The organism is Thioalkalivibrio sp. ALJ12 (assembly GCF_000378305.1).
Lineage (GTDB): Bacteria > Pseudomonadota > Gammaproteobacteria > Ectothiorhodospirales > Ectothiorhodospiraceae > Thioalkalivibrio.
The window spans coordinates 918,232-935,211 of sequence record NZ_KB899538.1 but is presented as its reverse complement, the minus strand read 5'-3'; the positions used below and the strand labels follow the sequence as shown (position 1 = coordinate 935,211).

21 protein-coding genes are annotated in these 16,980 nt (G+C 64.5%); all 21 read right to left on the bottom strand.

Annotated elements, in window-relative coordinates; translation table 11 throughout:
* Positions 1 to 72 precede the first annotated feature (72 nt).
* Positions 73 to 264: a hypothetical protein gene (locus tag F467_RS0104505; RefSeq protein ID WP_018137664.1), complete on the bottom strand. Its 192-nt coding sequence runs from the start codon at positions 262 to 264 to the stop codon at positions 73 to 75.
* A 190-nt stretch (positions 265 to 454) separates the two neighbouring features.
* Positions 455 to 2,590, bottom strand: a complete 2,136-nt coding sequence (locus F467_RS0104500) for a TonB-dependent receptor domain-containing protein (RefSeq protein WP_018137663.1) — start codon at positions 2,588 to 2,590, stop codon at positions 455 to 457.
* A gap of 124 nt (positions 2,591 to 2,714) precedes the next feature.
* On the bottom strand, positions 2,715 to 2,921 hold the full coding sequence (locus F467_RS0104495) for a hemin uptake protein HemP (protein WP_018137662.1): 207 nt from the start codon (positions 2,919 to 2,921) through the stop codon (positions 2,715 to 2,717).
* A gap of 44 nt (positions 2,922 to 2,965) precedes the next feature.
* Positions 2,966 to 3,442, bottom strand: a complete 477-nt coding sequence (gene bfr, locus F467_RS0104490) for a bacterioferritin (RefSeq protein ID WP_018137661.1) — start codon at positions 3,440 to 3,442, stop codon at positions 2,966 to 2,968.
* A gap of 232 nt (positions 3,443 to 3,674) precedes the next feature.
* Positions 3,675 to 4,109, bottom strand: a complete 435-nt coding sequence (locus tag F467_RS0104485) for a hypothetical protein (RefSeq protein WP_012981855.1) — start codon at positions 4,107 to 4,109, stop codon at positions 3,675 to 3,677.
* 89 nt (positions 4,110 to 4,198) lie between these two features.
* Complete coding sequence (locus tag F467_RS0104480) at positions 4,199 to 5,074, bottom strand: energy transducer TonB (protein ID WP_018994328.1); 876 nt, start codon at positions 5,072 to 5,074, stop codon at positions 4,199 to 4,201.
* Positions 5,074 to 5,496 carry a biopolymer transporter ExbD gene (locus tag F467_RS0104475; RefSeq protein WP_012981853.1) on the bottom strand — a complete coding sequence of 141 codons (423 nt, stop codon included), beginning with the start codon at positions 5,494 to 5,496 and terminating at the stop codon, positions 5,074 to 5,076. The genes F467_RS0104480 and F467_RS0104475 overlap by 1 nt, the downstream gene beginning before the upstream one ends.
* Positions 5,493 to 5,891 carry a biopolymer transporter ExbD gene (locus F467_RS0104470; protein WP_012981852.1) on the bottom strand — a complete coding sequence of 133 codons (399 nt, stop codon included), beginning with the start codon at positions 5,889 to 5,891 and terminating at the stop codon, positions 5,493 to 5,495. Before F467_RS0104470 ends, F467_RS0104475 begins: the two co-directional genes overlap by 4 nt.
* Positions 5,878 to 6,627 (bottom strand): MotA/TolQ/ExbB proton channel family protein, encoded by a 750-nt coding sequence (locus tag F467_RS0104465; RefSeq protein WP_018137633.1) that lies wholly within the window; start codon positions 6,625 to 6,627, stop codon positions 5,878 to 5,880. Before F467_RS0104465 ends, F467_RS0104470 begins: the two co-directional genes overlap by 14 nt.
* Before the next feature lie 162 nt (positions 6,628 to 6,789).
* Positions 6,790 to 7,044, bottom strand: coding sequence for a bacterioferritin-associated ferredoxin (locus F467_RS0104460; protein ID WP_018137634.1), 255 nt, complete (start codon positions 7,042 to 7,044; stop codon positions 6,790 to 6,792).
* A gap of 224 nt (positions 7,045 to 7,268) precedes the next feature.
* Positions 7,269 to 7,751 (bottom strand): peptidylprolyl isomerase, encoded by a 483-nt coding sequence (locus F467_RS0104455; RefSeq protein WP_018137635.1) that lies wholly within the window; start codon positions 7,749 to 7,751, stop codon positions 7,269 to 7,271.
* Positions 7,752 to 7,869: 118 nt separating this feature from the next.
* On the bottom strand, positions 7,870 to 9,792 hold the full coding sequence (gene htpG / locus F467_RS0104450; protein WP_018137636.1) for a molecular chaperone HtpG: 1,923 nt from the start codon (positions 9,790 to 9,792) through the stop codon (positions 7,870 to 7,872).
* 210 nt (positions 9,793 to 10,002) lie between these two features.
* A complete protein-coding gene (gene soxX, locus F467_RS0104445) occupies positions 10,003 to 10,686 on the bottom strand; it encodes a sulfur oxidation c-type cytochrome SoxX (RefSeq protein ID WP_018137637.1) in 684 nt (227 codons plus the stop codon).
* A gap of 255 nt (positions 10,687 to 10,941) precedes the next feature.
* Positions 10,942 to 11,631 carry a sulfur oxidation c-type cytochrome SoxX gene (gene soxX / locus F467_RS0104440; protein WP_018137638.1) on the bottom strand — a complete coding sequence of 230 codons (690 nt, stop codon included), beginning with the start codon at positions 11,629 to 11,631 and terminating at the stop codon, positions 10,942 to 10,944.
* Between the two features lie 27 nt (positions 11,632 to 11,658).
* On the bottom strand, positions 11,659 to 12,474 hold the full coding sequence (soxA, locus tag F467_RS0104435; protein ID WP_018137639.1) for a sulfur oxidation c-type cytochrome SoxA: 816 nt from the start codon (positions 12,472 to 12,474) through the stop codon (positions 11,659 to 11,661).
* A 368-nt stretch (positions 12,475 to 12,842) separates the two neighbouring features.
* Complete coding sequence (locus F467_RS0104430) at positions 12,843 to 13,418, bottom strand: methylated-DNA--[protein]-cysteine S-methyltransferase (protein ID WP_018137640.1); 576 nt, start codon at positions 13,416 to 13,418, stop codon at positions 12,843 to 12,845.
* A complete protein-coding gene (rplS, locus tag F467_RS0104425) occupies positions 13,418 to 13,783 on the bottom strand; it encodes a 50S ribosomal protein L19 (RefSeq protein ID WP_018137641.1) in 366 nt (121 codons plus the stop codon). Before rplS ends, F467_RS0104430 begins: the two co-directional genes overlap by 1 nt.
* Positions 13,784 to 13,792: 9 nt before the next feature.
* Complete coding sequence (trmD, locus tag F467_RS0104420) at positions 13,793 to 14,560, bottom strand: tRNA (guanosine(37)-N1)-methyltransferase TrmD (RefSeq protein WP_018137642.1); 768 nt, start codon at positions 14,558 to 14,560, stop codon at positions 13,793 to 13,795.
* Between the two features lie 8 nt (positions 14,561 to 14,568).
* Complete coding sequence (gene rimM, locus F467_RS0104415; RefSeq protein ID WP_018137643.1) at positions 14,569 to 15,081, bottom strand: ribosome maturation factor RimM; 513 nt, start codon at positions 15,079 to 15,081, stop codon at positions 14,569 to 14,571.
* A 44-nt stretch (positions 15,082 to 15,125) separates the two neighbouring features.
* Entirely contained in the window at positions 15,126 to 15,383 is a 258-nt protein-coding gene (gene rpsP / locus F467_RS0104410; RefSeq protein ID WP_012981840.1) for a 30S ribosomal protein S16, read from the bottom strand.
* Positions 15,384 to 15,486: 103 nt separating this feature from the next.
* Positions 15,487 to 16,875, bottom strand: a complete 1,389-nt coding sequence (gene ffh, locus F467_RS0104405) for a signal recognition particle protein (protein ID WP_018137644.1) — start codon at positions 16,873 to 16,875, stop codon at positions 15,487 to 15,489.
* Positions 16,876 to 16,980 lie beyond the last annotated feature (105 nt).

The following is a 16,980-nucleotide window of genomic DNA, read 5'->3' as shown; positions in this document are numbered from 1 at the left end:
GAACACCGCAAACAAAAAGGGCAGCGACAATGGCCGCTGCCCTCCTGGATCAGAAAACCTGACAACTAACGATCAGTTGTCGAAGGTGTCTTCCATCTCTTCGCCAGCATCTTCCATCGAATCGCCGGCATCATCCATGGCGTCATCAATGTCTTCGCCCGCCTCTTCGGCCGGGCCCTGGTTGTCACAGCCGGCGAGGCTGGCACCGCCCAGCGCCAGCATCAGCGCCAGGAAGAAAATCGTCAGTCGAGACTTGTTGAGCATCGGTTCGCTCCTTTACCGGAAAATGGATCCTTCTCGTAGATAGTCCAATCGGCGACCTCTGTCGAGGACCGCCGCTTGCTGGACTCGGGCGTTGGGACCATCGGCAAACCGGAATGATCGCCGCTCCAGGCACCTGCCCTGCCACACTGTGATCGACGTCCGGTTTTTCGGCGGGCTCGCTGGCAACCGATCAGAAACGGGCATTCAGCGAAACGAACAGGCGCCGGGGCTCGTAGATGTTGTTGTAGACATTGCTGAAGGTGGTTTCTCCGGTGTCCTCCCGGGCATACGGCCGGTAGTCCTTGAAGTCCTTGTCGAAGAGGTTGTAGATCGTCGCGTTCAGCGTGACGTTCTCGGAGATGTGGTAGGCCGCACCGACGTTCACCATCGTGAACCCGTGGAAATCTCCCAGGGCATCGTAGGCGCCTTGCGCGCTGCCACCGTCCTGCGGCTCGTGATAATTGCGCGGGCGGAAGGCGCTGGAGCGGTACTCGGCCTCGGCGAAGGCCTCGACCCGCGGGGTCGCCTGCCAGTCCAGTCGGGCATTCAGCATGTGCTCGGGCACGCTGGCCAGCGGGTCGCCGACGTTGCTGGCGGCGGTCCCGCCCCGTTTTACCTCGCTGTCCGTCCAGGTGTAGTTGGCCGAGAACGCCCAGTCGGGTGCGAAGCGGTAGCGCGTCGAGAGCTCGAGCCCCCGCACTACGGACTCGCCAATGTTTACGTCGATGCCTTCATTGGCCCCGGTGCCACGTTCGATCTTATCCTTGAGCTCGTTGCGGAACACGGTCGCCTGGGCCGAGAAATCCTGGCGGTTGTCATAGGCGACAGTGAACTCGACGTTGGTGCTGCGCTCGGGCTCCAGGTCCGGGTTGCCGAACAGCGGCGTGGAGCCACCGTCGCCATAGCCGATCACCCCGCCGGTGATCTGCTCGATATACGGGGCGCGAAAGCCCTGACCGATCCCACCCTTGAGCGTGACGGTGTCCGTCGCACTGAACACCCCGTACAGGCGCGGCGTGATCTGACTGCTGAAGTTTTCATTGTCGTCAAACCGCAGACCACCGGTCAGGGTGAACCGGTCGGTCATGAACCACTCGTCTTCGACGAACAGGCTGTACTGCCAGAAAGACAGCGAATCCGGCAGGATGCCGTCTTCCAGCTTCGGACGCAGATACTGCCCCCCGACCGTCAGCACGTGGTCATCCAGATACGTGACCACCTGAGTATCCAGGATCGTGGTGTCCAGCCGGAGCGTTCGCGGCGCGCCTTCGCGCGAGGCATCCGGAACGGCCCCCTCGTTGATCGTACGCCCGAGCGTCTCCACCCGATCCTGGGTCAGGGTGGTCTCCCAGGTCCCGAAGTCGTAATCGCCCCGATGGCCGAGACGCACCTGATCCCGCTGGAACTCGAGGTCGCGCGAATAGCCGCGCAGGAAGTCCTCGCGTGAATCGCCCGTGCCCGTCAGGCGCCCGAGCTGTCCGCGCGAGTTGTCATAGCTTTGTCGCGTGGTATCCAGCCGCAGGGAGAATTCATCCTGCGCATTGGGTGTGAACAGCAGGCGACCGCCAAAGGTCTCGACATTCGCGCTCGTCGGGTTCTGCCCCATGGTGCGGTTGTCGGTCAGGCTGGGCTCGGTGCCGGGGATGTCGATGCTGGAGGCCGAGCGCTCGTACAGACGCGTATACAGCTGCATGGACAGGCGTTCGTCCACCAGCGGGCCGGCAAGATAGCCTTCCAGGGTGGAGTAGCCGCCAAAGTCGGAATCCGACTGGAACGTATGCCCCAGCGTTGCGGAGCCCTCCCACTCGTCACCCGGCTGGCGGGTGATGATGTTGACCACGCCCCCGATCGCGTCGGAGCCATACAGGGTGGACATCGGGCCGCGAATCACCTCGATCCGCTCTATGGCCGCAACCGGCGGAATGAACACGCTGGAGGCATCCGTAAATGCATTCGGGGCCACGGTGCCGGAGACGTTCTGGCGCACACCGTCGATCAGCACCAGGGTGTATTCCTCGGGCAGGCCGCGCAGGCTGATCGTCTGATTGCCGGTCTTGCCGCTGCGGGCATCCAGCGAGCGCACGTTCACCCCTTCGACCCCGCGCAGGGCGTCCGCGAGGCTGGTGACCTCGCGGCGCTCCAGCTCTTCGCGCGTCACCACGGAGATGCTGGCCGGCGCCTGTTCGAGGTCCTGCTCGAAACCGCCCGCCGTGATGACGACCGGCGAGAGGCGCTCTGTGCCGTTGGAGGGATCCTCCTGTGCGTACACTACGGGGGTTGCCAGCGCCGCCCCCACCGACAGAGCCAACAATTGCTTCTTCATCATGATCAGTCTCCCTGTAAAAGACGTCCGACTGACCATAGGGCTGGTCAGCATCACGGGAGGCTGGCTGGCGGGCTCCGGCTGATTCCGGCGCTGGCTGGCTTGCCTGAAAACTCCTTCAGTACAACTACTTGGTCAATATCAGTTTCTTGCTGGAGGTCACCCGCAGGGTGTAACACTGCCCCTCGTGGCGGATAAACAGACGGTCGGCGTCGCGCAGCAATTCGCTCGACGCGACCTCCCTAGGCACAGCGCCAGGGCCGTCGCATACGCCCCGGCCGGCCGGGGGGAACGCCTTGGATGCCGGGATGCGCCCGCCTTCACTGAAACTCATGTTTGTCTCCCCGGCCGCCCCGGGGGCGGTCGTACTCGTAACGGTTACGACGCGGAGCTCGCCTGGCTCTGCTCGTAGTTCTGCAAACCGATGCGATCGATGAGCTGCAGCTGCGTCTCCAGCCAATCGATATGGCTTTCCTCGCTGTCCAGGATCTTTTGCAGCAGATCCCGCGTCACGAAGTCCCGCACCTGCTCGCAGTGGGCAATGGCGTCGCGGTAGATGGGGGTACCCGCATGCTCGAGCGCCAGATCCGCTTCCAGGATCTCGCGGGTGTTCTCGCCAATACTCAGCGTGCCCAGGTCCTGCAGGTTGGGCAGCCCTTCGAGAAACAGGATGCGGTTGATCAGCTCGTCCGCGTGTTTCATCTCGTCGATCGATTCTTCATATTCGGCCGCGGCCAGTTTCTCCAGCCCCCAGTCCTTGAACATGCGGGAATGGAGGAAATACTGGTTTATCGCGGTCAACTCGCCCTTGAGGGCCTGGTTGAGGTAACGAATTACATCCTTATCGCCTTGCATCAGAACTCTCCTGAGAAGATATTTTGGGGTTGGTCGGGTCAAACGCCGGATTGATTAAAGAGACCCCGGGACCGCCAGGGTCCGTCCCCACTATCCCGCCCGGCTTCGCCCGGATGCAAGGCACCCTCAACGCGTCGATACAATATCGGTAATGCGAACGATTTGCAACACCATTATCTATATTTGCAGCGAAACCGGCTGGACAGGCCACGGTAATCTCCTGGCACCTGCCTCAACGAATCAGGGGCACATCCGCCAGACTTTCGATCTCCAGCCGATCGACGCAGCCCTCTATCGCGCCCTCGGGGCCTTCGCAGGCGGCGATCTCGTTGATCAGGATTCGCCCGATGCCGTCGCAGTCCGTGTCCGGCATCCGGAAGGCCCGCACGGAAGTGCTCCCCTCCCGCAGCGGTGCCAGTTCGACTGCGGTGCGGCGCTGAATAACCCCCTCCTTGTCGAAAACCACCATATCCAGCTGGAATGATTCCAGCGCTTCACCCAGGGCATTTTCCAGTACCAGATGGGCACGACAGTCATCACCGTCGGCTTCCAGCTTGTTGAGTTGGACACTGATCTCGGGGTCCGCTTCGGCTGCCGCGTTTCCCGAAAGGCCGAATACGAAAAGGCCCGCGATCAGTATCCGGATGCTCCTGCCTGGTAAATGCATGGGTAAGTCCTCGTTTTCAACTGGGTCTGCCGCCAAGGTCCGGGTCATCGGTCCTCATGCCGGTGTCCGTGACGGTGCTCCACTCCTGGTCAGCGAATGGAAAACGTTACGGGAACCACGATCTCGAACTCGTCTCGATCGATCGCGCTCGGCGCCGGAAACGGATCGGCGCGCTCGACCATCTCCTCGACCGCCCGATCCAGGATCCGGCTGCCGGATCCCTCCTCGATCCGATAGTCGACGACGTTGCCATCTCCATCGAGCCGCAACCAGACCGATGCCGTGCCCTCTTCTCTGCGGCGCTGGGCCTGGCGCGGATAGCGTTTGTGTTGCTCCACCCAAGCCTGCAGTTCCGCAAGATAATCGGGATCCACACCCGGCTCACCACCACCTTCGGCATCAGCGTCCGCAGGAGTGGCACCGGCACCCGGAGTACCGGCTTCCTCGTCGCCAGGGTCGTCCTCGACCGCTTCGGCGTCCTCATCCGTCGGGGAGGCATCCGCGGCCTCCACAGAGTCCGCATCGGAGTCTGGCTCTGGCTCTGGCTCTGGCTCTGGCTCTGGCTCTGGCTCTGGCTCTGGCTCTGGCTCTGGCTCTGGCTCTGGCTCTGGCTCGGGCTCGGGCTCGGGCTCGGGCTCGGGCTCGGGTTCGGGTTCGGGTTCGACAACCTCGGCCTCTTCGACGGGCTGACGTTCCGGTTCCGCAGGTTCCGCGTCGACCGCTTCGACAGGCTCCGCCTCCACGGGCTCGTCGTCTACAGGCTCGGCCTCCGTAGTCTCGGCCGGCTCTGCCTGCTGGGCATGAGGAGCACCACCAGCGGCCGCCATGGAGATTTCCAGCCCGCCCACTCCGGCATCCTCGGCGCCCGCCGGCGGCTCGCGCAGCAGGAAGGCCATCGCCACCAGCAGGTGCAACGCGACCGCCAGCACGATGGCCACCATCCAGTGTCGAAACGTCGGCTGCATCAGACTTCCGGTACTGTCAGCAGATCAATGCGCTCGATCCCCGCCTCGCGCAGGCGTTCAAGCACCCCGACGACCTCGACGGCTTCCGCCCGTCCATCCGACTTCACACGGACCCGGGCCGCATCTCCGTGACGCTCGACGTGTTCGCGTACCAGGCCGGCCATTTCGTCAAGATCGACTTCATCCTGATTAACCGCCAGCCGGCCCTCGGTCCCGATGATCACCATGAACTCGTCCGGCCCGGGCTGGCCATCCACGGCCGACTCCACCGGTTCGACCTCGAACGGATCGATCGCGCTCAACTGGCCAGCCACCATAAAGAAGATCAACAACAGGAAAACAATGTTGATCAGCGGCAGGATGCTCTCGTCGTCGTTGCGCGGGCGATGGGCAACCTGAAAGTGGCGACGCTGTCCGATCATGGCTGTGCCTGCCGGATTACCGAAAGATTGCGCGCCCCAACATCTGCGAGTCCCTCCAGCACGTTGACGGTGTCCTGCATGCTGACCCCCGGGGCCGGCATCACCAGGACCCGCGTGTCCGCTTCTTCGCGCACGCGCGCGCTGATACGGTCGTGCAGGTCGCCCTCCGACAGCATCTCTCCCGCCAGCCGCAGCCCGTCCGACCGGATCTCGACCAGCATGGCGCCTTCCATCGAGCCGGCCCCACCGGCCTCGGCCGGCGCCTCGAGTTGCACCGCGCGCCACTCAAGGAAGCTCGAGGCGAGCATGAAGAACACGAGCAGGATGAAGACGACATCGATCAGCGGAGTGAGGCTGATCAGATTGCGTCGGCGCGGGCGGCTAGTGTCCAGCATCGGCCGTTCGGGGCAGAGCGCCCCCAGGCGAGTTTGCCTCGTCAGCCTCGGAAGGCCTCGGTTGGACCGGGCTCTCGGCGGTCAGGGGTACGGCCGCGTACTGCCCCCCGGTGAACAGGCGGGTCACGGCATCATCCATGCGGTGCGCGACCCGCTCCACCCGCGTCTCCAGCCAGTTGAGTGCCGCCACGACCGGGATCGCGACCGCCAGCCCGACGGCGGTCGTCAGCAGGGCCTCCCAGATACCACCGGACAGGACCGCCGGGTCCACCTGACTTCCGGCCTCTTCCATCGCTCGGAAGGCGCGGATCATCCCCATCACGGTACCCAGCAGGCCCAGCAAAGGCGCCAGCGCGCCGATCACTTCGAGTGGCCGCAGCCCCTGACGCAGGGACTGGATGGTCGCGTTACCGTAGCGCACGACCTCCTCCCGCACGATGGACTCCGACGCGCCGGCCTGCAGGCCCCGGATGCCCCGCGCCACCGCCCGCGCGGCGGGATTGGGGGTGGCCTCGGCACACTGGATCGCACCCTGGATATCCCCGCGGTGGAAGCGGTTCAGCGCTTCATCCGCCGGACGCACATCGGTGACCCTCATGCGCCACAACTGCCACAGCTTGACCAGCACAAAGGCCAGTGCGACCACCGAGGCGCCCAGCAGGATCAGGACGACGGGCCCACCCGCGTCGAGAAAGCCGGCCAGGCGCTCCGATGGAATCCATTGGTCGAAATTCATCGCTTAGCTCCGAGCGTTCTGAAAATGCACGCCGCCCATGCCGACGACGCCCCGGCCTCCAACGCGGCAGGGCACCGCAAAACGGACGGCGGCTCTAGAAGAAACGAGCACGGCAGACCCGCCACCGCGCTCCAATACAATACGACAAAGCGGGTGGCAGCCTTACATGGCCACGGCGGGGCCGGGTCGGGCGGCAGGCTCCGGGGGCGTGCGCGTTCCCGACACCTGCAGCACATTTGCGGCGGTATCACGGGAGCACCCCTTCAGCAGGCAATTCGCTCGACGAGCGCACTTGCCACATTCGGAACTCACGCCCAGACGATCGCGAAGATCCCGCATGCGCAGGCCTTCCTGGCTGGAATCGATCAGTTCCCGAATATCGCGCTCGCGAACGGATTTGCAGATACAGACGATCATCGCCTTCCTCAGTCTACCTGGCTACTGAGGCGGACGATACGATTACTGAGAATGGTTTGCAACACCATTAGCGATTGAACGGGTTTCGCATGCCGCAGAAGTGCGCTGCACCGCCGCTCCACGCAGCCAGACGAAAAAAGCCCCGCATTCGCGGGGCCTTAAAAAGCACTTGGCAGGCCAGGAAACGCGACGTACGCGCGCCTCTCGAGGGCCTGACAACAAACTCAGTGCTGGTGACCGCCGACGCCGTGGGCGTGGCCGTGCTCCAGCTCCTCGGCGGAGGCCTCGCGCACTTCGACGACTTCGACGTCGAAGTTGAGGTTCTCGCCAGCCAGCGGGTGATTGCCGTCCACGGTCGCGGTATCGCCCTCGACCTTGGTCACGGTCACGGTCAGCGGGCCATTCTGGGTCTCGGCCTGGAACTGCATGCCCGGCTGCACGGAGTCCACGCCCTGGAAGGCCTCCAGCGGGATCTCCTGCACCATGGCCTCGATCTTCTCGCCATAGCCCTCTTCCGGCGCCACCTTGGCCTGGACCTTGTCACCGGCGGCCTTGCCCTCAAGCTCGCGCTCAAGACCCGGAACCAGCTGGCCATTCCCGTGCAGATAGGCGAGCGGCTCGCGGCCCTCGGAGCTGTCGATGGTCTCGCCAGCATCGTTGGTCAGGGTGTAGTGGATGGACACCACGGCGTTCTGTGCAACTTGCATGGGCTTCGCCCTCTCGATATGTGAACCGCACAGGGTAACGCGCATGGCCCCGCGGCGTCAGGTCCACCCTTTGTCGGGGCGGTTTCCGGGGGAGGGGCAACCCTCCCCGGTTCCGTGATCAGGCCTTTTGCAGCAGCAGACGGTTCAGGCGCGAGACGAAGCCGGAGGGGTCCTCCAGCTGGCCGCCTTCCGCCAGCAGCGACTGGTCGAACAGCAGCGAGGCCAGATCACCGAAGTCGTCCCCTTCGGCCGCGCGCAGGCGCTCGACCAGCGGGTGCTTCGGGTTAATCTCGAGCACCGGCTTGCTGGAGAAGGTCTCCTGCCCGGCCTGCTTCAGAAGTTCCTGCAGGTACAGCGCCATTTCGTGCTCGCCGAGCACGATGCAGGCCGGCGAATCGACCAGGCGTTTCGAGGCGCGCACGGAGTCGACGCGCTCGCCCAGTGCGGCCTGGATGCGCTCCGGCAGGTCGCCCAGATCCTCGTCGGCCTTCGCGCTGTCGTCCGCGGCACCCTCTTTTGCCGCGTCCTCACCGATGATCTTGTCCAGATCAAGGTCACCCTTGGCGACATTCTTGATCGGCTTGCCATCGAACTCGCGCAGGTGCGAGAGCAGCCACTCGTCGACCCGGTCGGACAGCAGCAGCACCTCGATGCCGTGCTTGCGGAAGATCTCCAGGTGTGGGCTGTTGCGCGCCGCGCTGGCGTTGTCGGCGCTGATTACGTAAATCGCGTCCTGGCCGTCCTTCATTCGGCCGATGTAGTCGGCCAGCGAGGCGTTCTGGGTGTCGTCATCGTTTTGCGTGCTGGCGAAGCGCAGCAGGCCCGCGATCTGCTCGCGATTGGCGTGGTCCTCGCCCGGGCCCTCCTTCAGCACGCGGCCGAAGTTCTGCCAGATCTCGGCATAGTTCTCCGGCTCGTTCTTCGCAATGCTCTCCAGCAGGCCGAGGATCTTCTTGACCGAGCCGGAACGGATCGAGTCGACCAGGCGGTTGTCCTGCAGGATCTCGCGCGAGACGTTCAGCGGAAGATCGGCCGAGTCCACCACCCCGCGCACGAAGCGCAGGTAGTTGGGCAGGAGCTTCTCGGCGTCGTCCATGATGAACACGCGCTTCACGTAGAGCTTGACGCCGTGGCGCGCGTCGCGGTCCCACAGGTCGAACGGGGCGCGTTTGGGGATGTAGAACAGCGTGGTGTACTCCTGACGCCCCTCGACATGGTTGTGGGTCCAGGCGGACGGATCCTCGAAGTCGTGTGCGACGTGCTTGTAGAACTCGCGGTACTCGTCGTCGCTGATCTCGCTCTTCGGCCGGGTCCACAGTGCGCTGGCGCGGTTGACGGTCTCCCACTCGTCGGTGGGCTTGCCGTCGTCATCGGCCTTGCGCATACGGATCGGGAACGCCACGTGGTCGGAGTAGCGGCTGATGATGTGACGCAGACGGAAGGACTCGAGGAATTCGTCGGCATCCTCCTTCAGCGTCAGCGTGATCTCGGTGCCGGCCTCGGGGCGCTCGCAGTCGGTCAGGGTGTACTCGCCATCGCCGCGCGACTCCCAGCGGGTACCGGCCTCCCCGGGCGTCCCCGCGCGACGCGTCTCGAGGCGGACGTGATCAGCCACGATGAACGAGGAGTAGAACCCGACGCCAAACTGGCCGATCAGCTGCGAGTCCTTCTTCTGGTCGCCAGTCAGCTTGTCGAGGAAGGCCTTCGTGCCGGAACGCGCGATGGTGCCGATGTGCTCGATGACCTCGTCGCGCGACATGCCGATGCCATTATCACGCACGGTGACGCTGCGGGCCTCCTTGTCCACCTCGACGTCGATCGCCAGCTCGGCCGGCTGCGGGATCGCGTCGGGCTGGGCCAGCGCCTCGAAGCGCAGCTTGTCGCAGGCGTCGGCACCATTGGAGATCAATTCGCGCAAGAAGATTTCGCGGTTGGAATACAGCGAGTGGATCATCAGCTGCAGCAGCTGGCTGACCTCGGTCTCGAAGCGGCGGGTCTCGGTATGGCCCTCGGCGGCCGATGCGGTCTGCGTGTCCGTCATGGTCCTGTACGTTCCTCTCGTGCGCTTGGATGGGTTCTACAGCACGCACCTTGGGGGCAGCGTTCGCATTTTCAAGCCCGCAGGCTCCGCGCGACGTCCTCTAGTCGTGGCCAGCACCCGGCCCCTGCAAACAAAAAAACCACCGCGGGCAGCCCGCGGTGGTCCAAGGGGGCCGGCCCTCTCAGACCCGCCCGCGACCGTGTGAACGGTTTACTGGTTCACCGGCGAATCGGGATCCAGCAGATAGGCCATGACGTGGCTGATCTGCTCCTCGGTCAGGAAATTGCGCCCGAATCGCGGCATGTAGGTACAAGGGAAATACTGGTGCGGGTTACTGACGACCTCATGGACGTAGTTCAGCACTGACTCATCGGTGCCGCGCTCGCGGCCGTAGTTTGCAAGACTCGGACCGATTGTCCCATAGGTGGTTTCCGCCGGGTCCATCTGATGGCAGGCGTAGCAGTTCGCCCCCGGCTCGCGGGTGCCGTGGTCGTCGTTGTTGTGCCCGACGCGATAGCCATAGCCGGAACGGGCCAGTTCGGCGCCGCGGCGCCAGTCGCCCAGCTCCACTCCGCCATCGGGTCGTTCGTATGAGGCACGCGCGGCCGCGACCACCTGGCCTGCGGTTTCGCTGTCCGGGGATCCTTCGAGCGAGCACAAGGCCTGGACCTCGTCCTGCTGCATTCGCTCCCGGCCGGTGCCACCTTCCTGCACCTCCTGGTCCATGCGATAGCTATCGGTCTCGAGCACCAGATGCTCGGCCAGCTCCTCGGGGCTCATTTGGGTGATGTCGACCTCGCGGTCCGAGGCGTCCTGGAAGAACTGGTCGCAACCCGCCAGCGCCGCCGATGCCGAAACCACCACCGCGGCAGTCAGATTTTTCTTATTGAACATCCCTGAGCCTCCCCTCACGCCCGTCATGACCGATGGCTTTTCTTAGCCCGTGCCCGCACCAATCCCGCGGTCCATCGGTTCCCCTGTTCAGCCCATCTGTGCGGCCCGGCGGGCACGCTCGTAAAAGAGCCGTGCAAGCACCCAACCGCAGAAATTCGTAAGGAAGCGGGTTGCCACGCGTCGTGCGCGACAACCCGCTCTACTGCCTTGCTGCACCAGCCCCGAAGGGGCCGAGCAGCTGTCGTGCAAGACGACTTACCGGTTGTTAACCGGGGACTCCGGATCGAGCAGGTAGGCCATGATGTGGCTGATCTGCTCTTCGGTCAGAAGCCCCTGGAAACGCGGCATTTCACCGCAGGGGAAGTACTGATGCGGGTTGGAGATCACCTGATGCACATACTGGCGGATCTCCTGGCTGTCGCCACGCTGCGCCCCGTAGTTCTCGAGGTTCGGGCCGATGGTGCCCTGGACCGAAACGCTCGAATCCATCACGTGGCAGTTGTAACAGTTGCCACCCTGCTCGCGGGTGCCGTGGTCATCGACGTTGTGGCCGATACGGTAGCCGTAGCCGGAATCCGCCAGCTCGGCACCCTTGCGCCAGTCACCCAGCTCGATGTCGCCTTCCGGCGCCTGGTACTGCTCACGCGCCAGAGCCACAACCTTGCCGGCCGTCTCGCCGTCCAGATCATTGCGGGTGGAGTCGAACGAGCAGGCCTTCTGGATCTCGTCCTGAGTCATGCGGTCGCGCCAGCCACCGCCTTCCTGCATTTCCTGATCACGCCAGCTGTTGGTCTCGAAGATGAGATGCTCAGCCAGCTCCTCGGCGCTCATGGCCGTGATATCCACGTCATCCGCCTTGTTGCCATCGGCGACCGCACAGCCAGCGGCCAGGGCGACGGATGCAAATGCGGCTACACCGGCCGCAACAGTGTTTTTATTAAACATACTTGATGTCTCCTATTGCGTCCGTAGTTACCGCTTCAGGTCGGGCAGGATGGCCGGTTCGCCACGCGCCGCGTCATTCCAGTAGGAGATCAGCGCGGTGTTCACCGGGGTATCCGGCAGGATACCGGCATGACGCATCTGCCATACGCAACCACGGATACGATGGTTCTGGCTGCGGACATTGTCCTGTCCCGCGCGGTGGGCCGGCCAGGAAACCGCCTTGGTCCACTCCTGCGAGTTACGCATTTCCGGCAGCACGGACGCACGGATCTGCTTGCCAGAAGACCCGTGGCACGCCGCGCAGTTGAAATCCATCGCGCCGCCACGGCGGAAGAAGAGGACTTCGCCGGCGTCACGCATCGCCTTTTCCTTCGGGTGATCCAGCGGCGGGTTCCACGCGTAACCAGAGGACTGATGCGCGATGTAGGTCGTCAGACGCATGATGTCCGAACCGGACCCGTGACGCTGGGAGACAGCGGAATCATCGTCGGTGAAGCCCTGGATCTCCTTCATGCAATGCACCAGGCGCATTTCGAAGTCCATCACCTTGCCGGTGTCCTCGAAGTAGCGCGGGAGCTCGACATAGGCGCCGTCCAGGACGCCCTCGCCCTTGCCGAAATCGCAGCTTTCGAGCGATGCATTGTTCGGGCCACGCTCTTCGTAGAACAGGCGCTCGCCGTCATCCAGCAGCCACAGGGCGGGGTTGTCCGGCATCATCATGATGTTCATTTCACTCTGATGCAGGTACTTCGAGTCGGGCTGCGCTTCGAGCAGCTTTTGCAGGACATCGTTCGGATCCTGCCATTCTGCCTGGGCCGCGGTACCCGCAACCCCGACCGCCATTGCTACGGGCAACGCAAGCAATGCTTTCTTGAACATGGAAACCTCCATCACACGGTTTTTTCGATACGGTCCGTGGCCGGAGCGGCCCGGACCTGTGTAGCAGAGTGCTGAACCGGGGTCCGTGCTGTCAACACAAAAAGCTATATTAGCGTTTTCTAACAGTCTGTTTTTCAAGGATTCTCGGAGCCCAGCACCGTCTGGCAGACGCAGCATACGCGACTTCTATTCCACCGAGTGATGGAATTTTCGGTGGTGTCGGCTTGCCGGCACGAGCCAGGCCAGGCGTAATGCCTGGCAAGCCTTTGAACAAGGGGAGGAAACCGCGCCTCGCACTACCGGCGCACTGCCAGTGACAGGAGTAAAAAGCGCTAGTCGAGCTGAAGCACGCCTTCGTGAACGAGCAGGGCGCGCTTCACCTCGGCCAACGGGCCATCCTGATCACCCGCGTAGCCACCAATGTCGCGCGTACCGCGGTGACGCGCGGACACCACGCGATGACAGGGGATGAACAACGGCCAGGGGTTGGCGCGGCAGGCCTGGCCCACGGCACGCGGGGCCGAGCCGACCTGGGAGGCAATTTGCGCGTAGGTCCGCACCTCGCCGAGGGGGATGGCCGAAAGTGCGGCCCAGACCCGGCGGGCGTGCTCCGTCCCCGGTGGTACGGCTTGCGTCGCCCGCCACTGCCCCGGATCGCGGGCGTAGTCTGCAGGGTCGAAGGCAGGAGGGGACCGGTCAGCGGTCGGGATATCCCGCAGTGGGGACAGGTCGGGTGGATCGTCGGGACGCTGCCAGCCGCAGGCCAGCAGGTCGCCCTGCCCGGACTCCAGCCACGCAAAAGCCAGCGCGACTCCCGGCAGGAGACAGCGCTGGCTTCGCATGGCCGATTCGGCCGACAACGGAAAACCGGGTGGGCGCGAGCGGGGCTGCGCGGCCACCCCGGTCATCAGGCGCCGTTCCGGTTCGCCTTGATATCTTCCTTGATGCGCGCGGCCTTGCCGGTGCGATCCCGCAGGAAGTACAGCTTAGAGCGACGGACCTTGCCGCGACGCTTCACCTTGATCTCGGCAATCTGCGGACTGTGTGTCTGGAAGGTACGCTCCACGCCGTTGCCGTAGGAGACCTTGCGCAGGGTGAACGCCGAGTTGAGGCCACGGCTGCGCTTGCCGATCACCACACCCTCGAAGGCCTGCAGGCGCTCACGCTCGCCTTCGCGCACCTTCACCTGCACCACCAGGGTGTCGCCCGGACCAAAGTCCGGTACGTCGGACTTCATCTGTTCGGCTTCCAGTTGCTGAATCACGCTGTTCATCGTTCGACCTCAATCATCGCTTTCGGTGTGCGGACCGCCCTTCCGGCGTTCCACACGGTATTCGTCCAACAGGGCCAGATCCTCGGCCCCGAGTTCTTCGCGCGCCAGCACGTCCGGCCGCCGCTCCCAGGTTCGCCCCAGCGCCTCGCGTCGGCGCCAGCGTCGGATGGCACCATGATCGCCACCCAGCAGGACCTGCGGTACCGCACGCCCTGCCACCACCTCTGGCCGCGTGTAGTGCGGGCAGTCGAGCAGGCCCTCGCTGAACGAGTCCTGCCCGGCGGAATCCGCATGACCGAGCACACCCGGGAGCAGGCGCGCACAGGCATCGATCACCACCATCGCGCCCAGCTCGCCACCGGACAGGACATAGTCGCCCAGCGACCATTCCTCGTCGACCTGCGCCTCGATAAAGCGCTCGTCGATGCCCTCGTAGCGGCCGCACACCAGCGCCACCCGCGGCTTCCTGACCAGCTCTCGCAACATGGCCTGCCGGATCGGCCGCCCCTGCGGGGTCAGGGCGATCACGTGCAGGGGCGCCGTCGCGTCGGCCCGCGCCGCCTCCAGCGCGGACGCCAGCGGCGCATACTGCATGACCATGCCGGGGCCGCCACCATAGGGGCGATCATCCACCGCCTGGTGGAAACCGGCCCCCCAGTCACGCGGGTTCCAGGTCTCCAGCGCGAGCCGGCCCTGCTGCACCGCCCGCCCGGTCACCCCGGATTCGCCCACCGCCGTAACCAGCTCCGGAAACAGCGTGACGATATCGAAGCGCATCGTCCGCCTCAGAATTCCGGATCCCAGTCGACCCGCAACCGCCGAGCCTCCAGGTCCACATCCAGGATGTACTGGCCCTGCACCCAGGGGATCAGTCGTTCGCGATCACCGCGCACAACCAGCACATCATTGGCGCCACCGGTCTCCATGAATCCCGAGATGCGCCCCAGCGCGGTCCCGTCCTGGTGCTCGACCTCCATGCCCAGCAGGTCGGCCCAGTAGTACTCGCCATCCTCGGCGGGTGGGAGCCAGTCGCGCTCGATCGCCAGCTCGGCGCCCATCAGGCCGTAGGCCGCCTCGCGATCCGCGGTCTCGGCAAATTTCATCACGACGCCGTGCCCGTGGGCCCGGCCCGCTTCGACATCCGCCAGCCGCCAGCCGGCGCCGGAACGCAGCCACAACCGGGGGAAGTCGGCAATCGCGGCGCGCGGCTCGGTCTCGGAAAAGATCCGGACCCAGCCCTTCACGCCGTACACCCCGGAGACGCGTCCGACGCGGATGCGTTCACCCGCCTCGTTCATCACCGGAGTTCGGTCTACTACGCGTAATCAGCGAACCGACGGCTTCAGGCCGCGGCTTGCTGCTTGCGGTAGCCCTTGACCAGGTGGTTCACGCGCTCGGACATGCCGGCGCCGTGGCCCAGCCAGTAGTCCACGCGTTCCAGATCAATGCGCAGCGGCTCTTCCTGACCGCGGGCGACCGGGTTGAAGAAGCCAATCTGTTCTTTGTAACCGCTGTCCCGACGCTTACGCGAATCGGTGACGACGATCGAGTAGAACGGGCGCTTTTTGGCGCCGCGGCGAAGCAGGCGAATCGTAACCATATGTTCTGTTGAACCCCGTTTGAGTCCGTTTTCTCGAGAAAACGCGCGATTATAACGAATCCCGCCGCCAGCACAAGGTGCCGGCGGCCGTGACAGCGGCTAACTAGCGAAACGGCATGCCCCCGCCGGGGCCACCCATTCCACCCATGCCACCCATTTTGCCCCCCAGGGCACGCATCATCTTCGATGCGCCGCCCTTGGAGAATTTCTTCATCGCCTTGCTCATTTGCGCATGTTGCTTGAGCAGGCGATTCACATCCTGAATCTGAGTGCCAGATCCGGCGGCGATCCGGCGTTTGCGCGAACCCTTGATAACGTCCGGGTGGCGCCGCTCGTGCTCGGTCATCGACGAGATCACGGCCATCATGCGACCAATCTCCTTGTCGTTGGCCTGGTTCTTCACCGCGTCCGGCAACTTGCCGCCCCCGGGCAGCTTTTCCAGCATCGAGCTGATCCCGCCCATCTTCTGCATCTGACCGAGTTGCTCGCGCAGGTCGTTCAGGTCGAAACCGCGCCCCTTCTTCAGCTTGCGCGTGAGCTTTGCGGCCTTGTCCTGGTCGACCTGGCGGCTGGCCTCCTCAACCAGGGACAGGACATCGCCCTTGCCGAGGATGCGCGAGGCGATACGCTCGGGATGGAACGGCTCCAGCGCATCCGGGCGCTCGCCCATACCGATGAACTTGATCGGCACCCCGGTGATCTGGCGCACCGATAGCGCGGCACCGCCGCGGGCGTCACCGTCAGCCTTGGTCAGCACCACGCCGGTCAGCGGCAAGGCCTCGCCGAAGGCGCGCGCGGTGTTCGCCGCGTCCTGGCCAGTCATGGAGTCGACCACGAACAGGGTCTCGATCGGGTCGATCGCCTGATGCAGGGCCTTCACCTCGGCCATCATGTCTTCATCGACATGCAGCCGCCCGGCGGTATCCACCAGCAGCACCTCGGTGCCGTCACGACGCGCTCGCGTGACCGCCTCGCTCGCGATCGCCTCGGGCTTCTGGCTGATGTCACTGGGATAGAACGTGACCTCGACCTGCCCGGCCAGGGTCTCCAACTGCTGGATCGCCGCCGGCCGATAGACGTCACAGCTGACCACCGCGACCTTCTTCTTTTCGCGCTCGCGCAACAGGCGCGCGAGCTTGCCGATACTGGTGGTCTTGCCCGCGCCCTGCAGGCCGGCCACCAGCACGACGGCCGGCGGCTGGACCGCCAGGTTCAGCGAGGCGTTCTCCCCGCCCATCGTCGCGATCAGCTCGTCATGGACGACCTTGATCAGGGCCTGCCCCGGGGTAAGGCTCCCGATGACCTCCTGGCCCAGCGCCTTTTCCTTGACGTCCTTGACGAACTCGCGCACCACCGGCAGGGCCACATCGGCCTCCAGCAGTGCCATGCGCACCTCGCGCAGGGCATCCTGAATATTGTCCTCGGTGAGCCGCGCCTGGCCTTTCAGGCGCTTCATGGTCTCCTGGAGGCGGCTGGAAAGGCCGTCGAACATCGTCTGTCCTCGTCTCGCTCGTTCTGGCCCGGCCCATGCCGGGAAAGACCGCACAGTATACCGGCCCCGCCACCCGGCCTGCACGGCCCCAGTCGCGATCCGGGT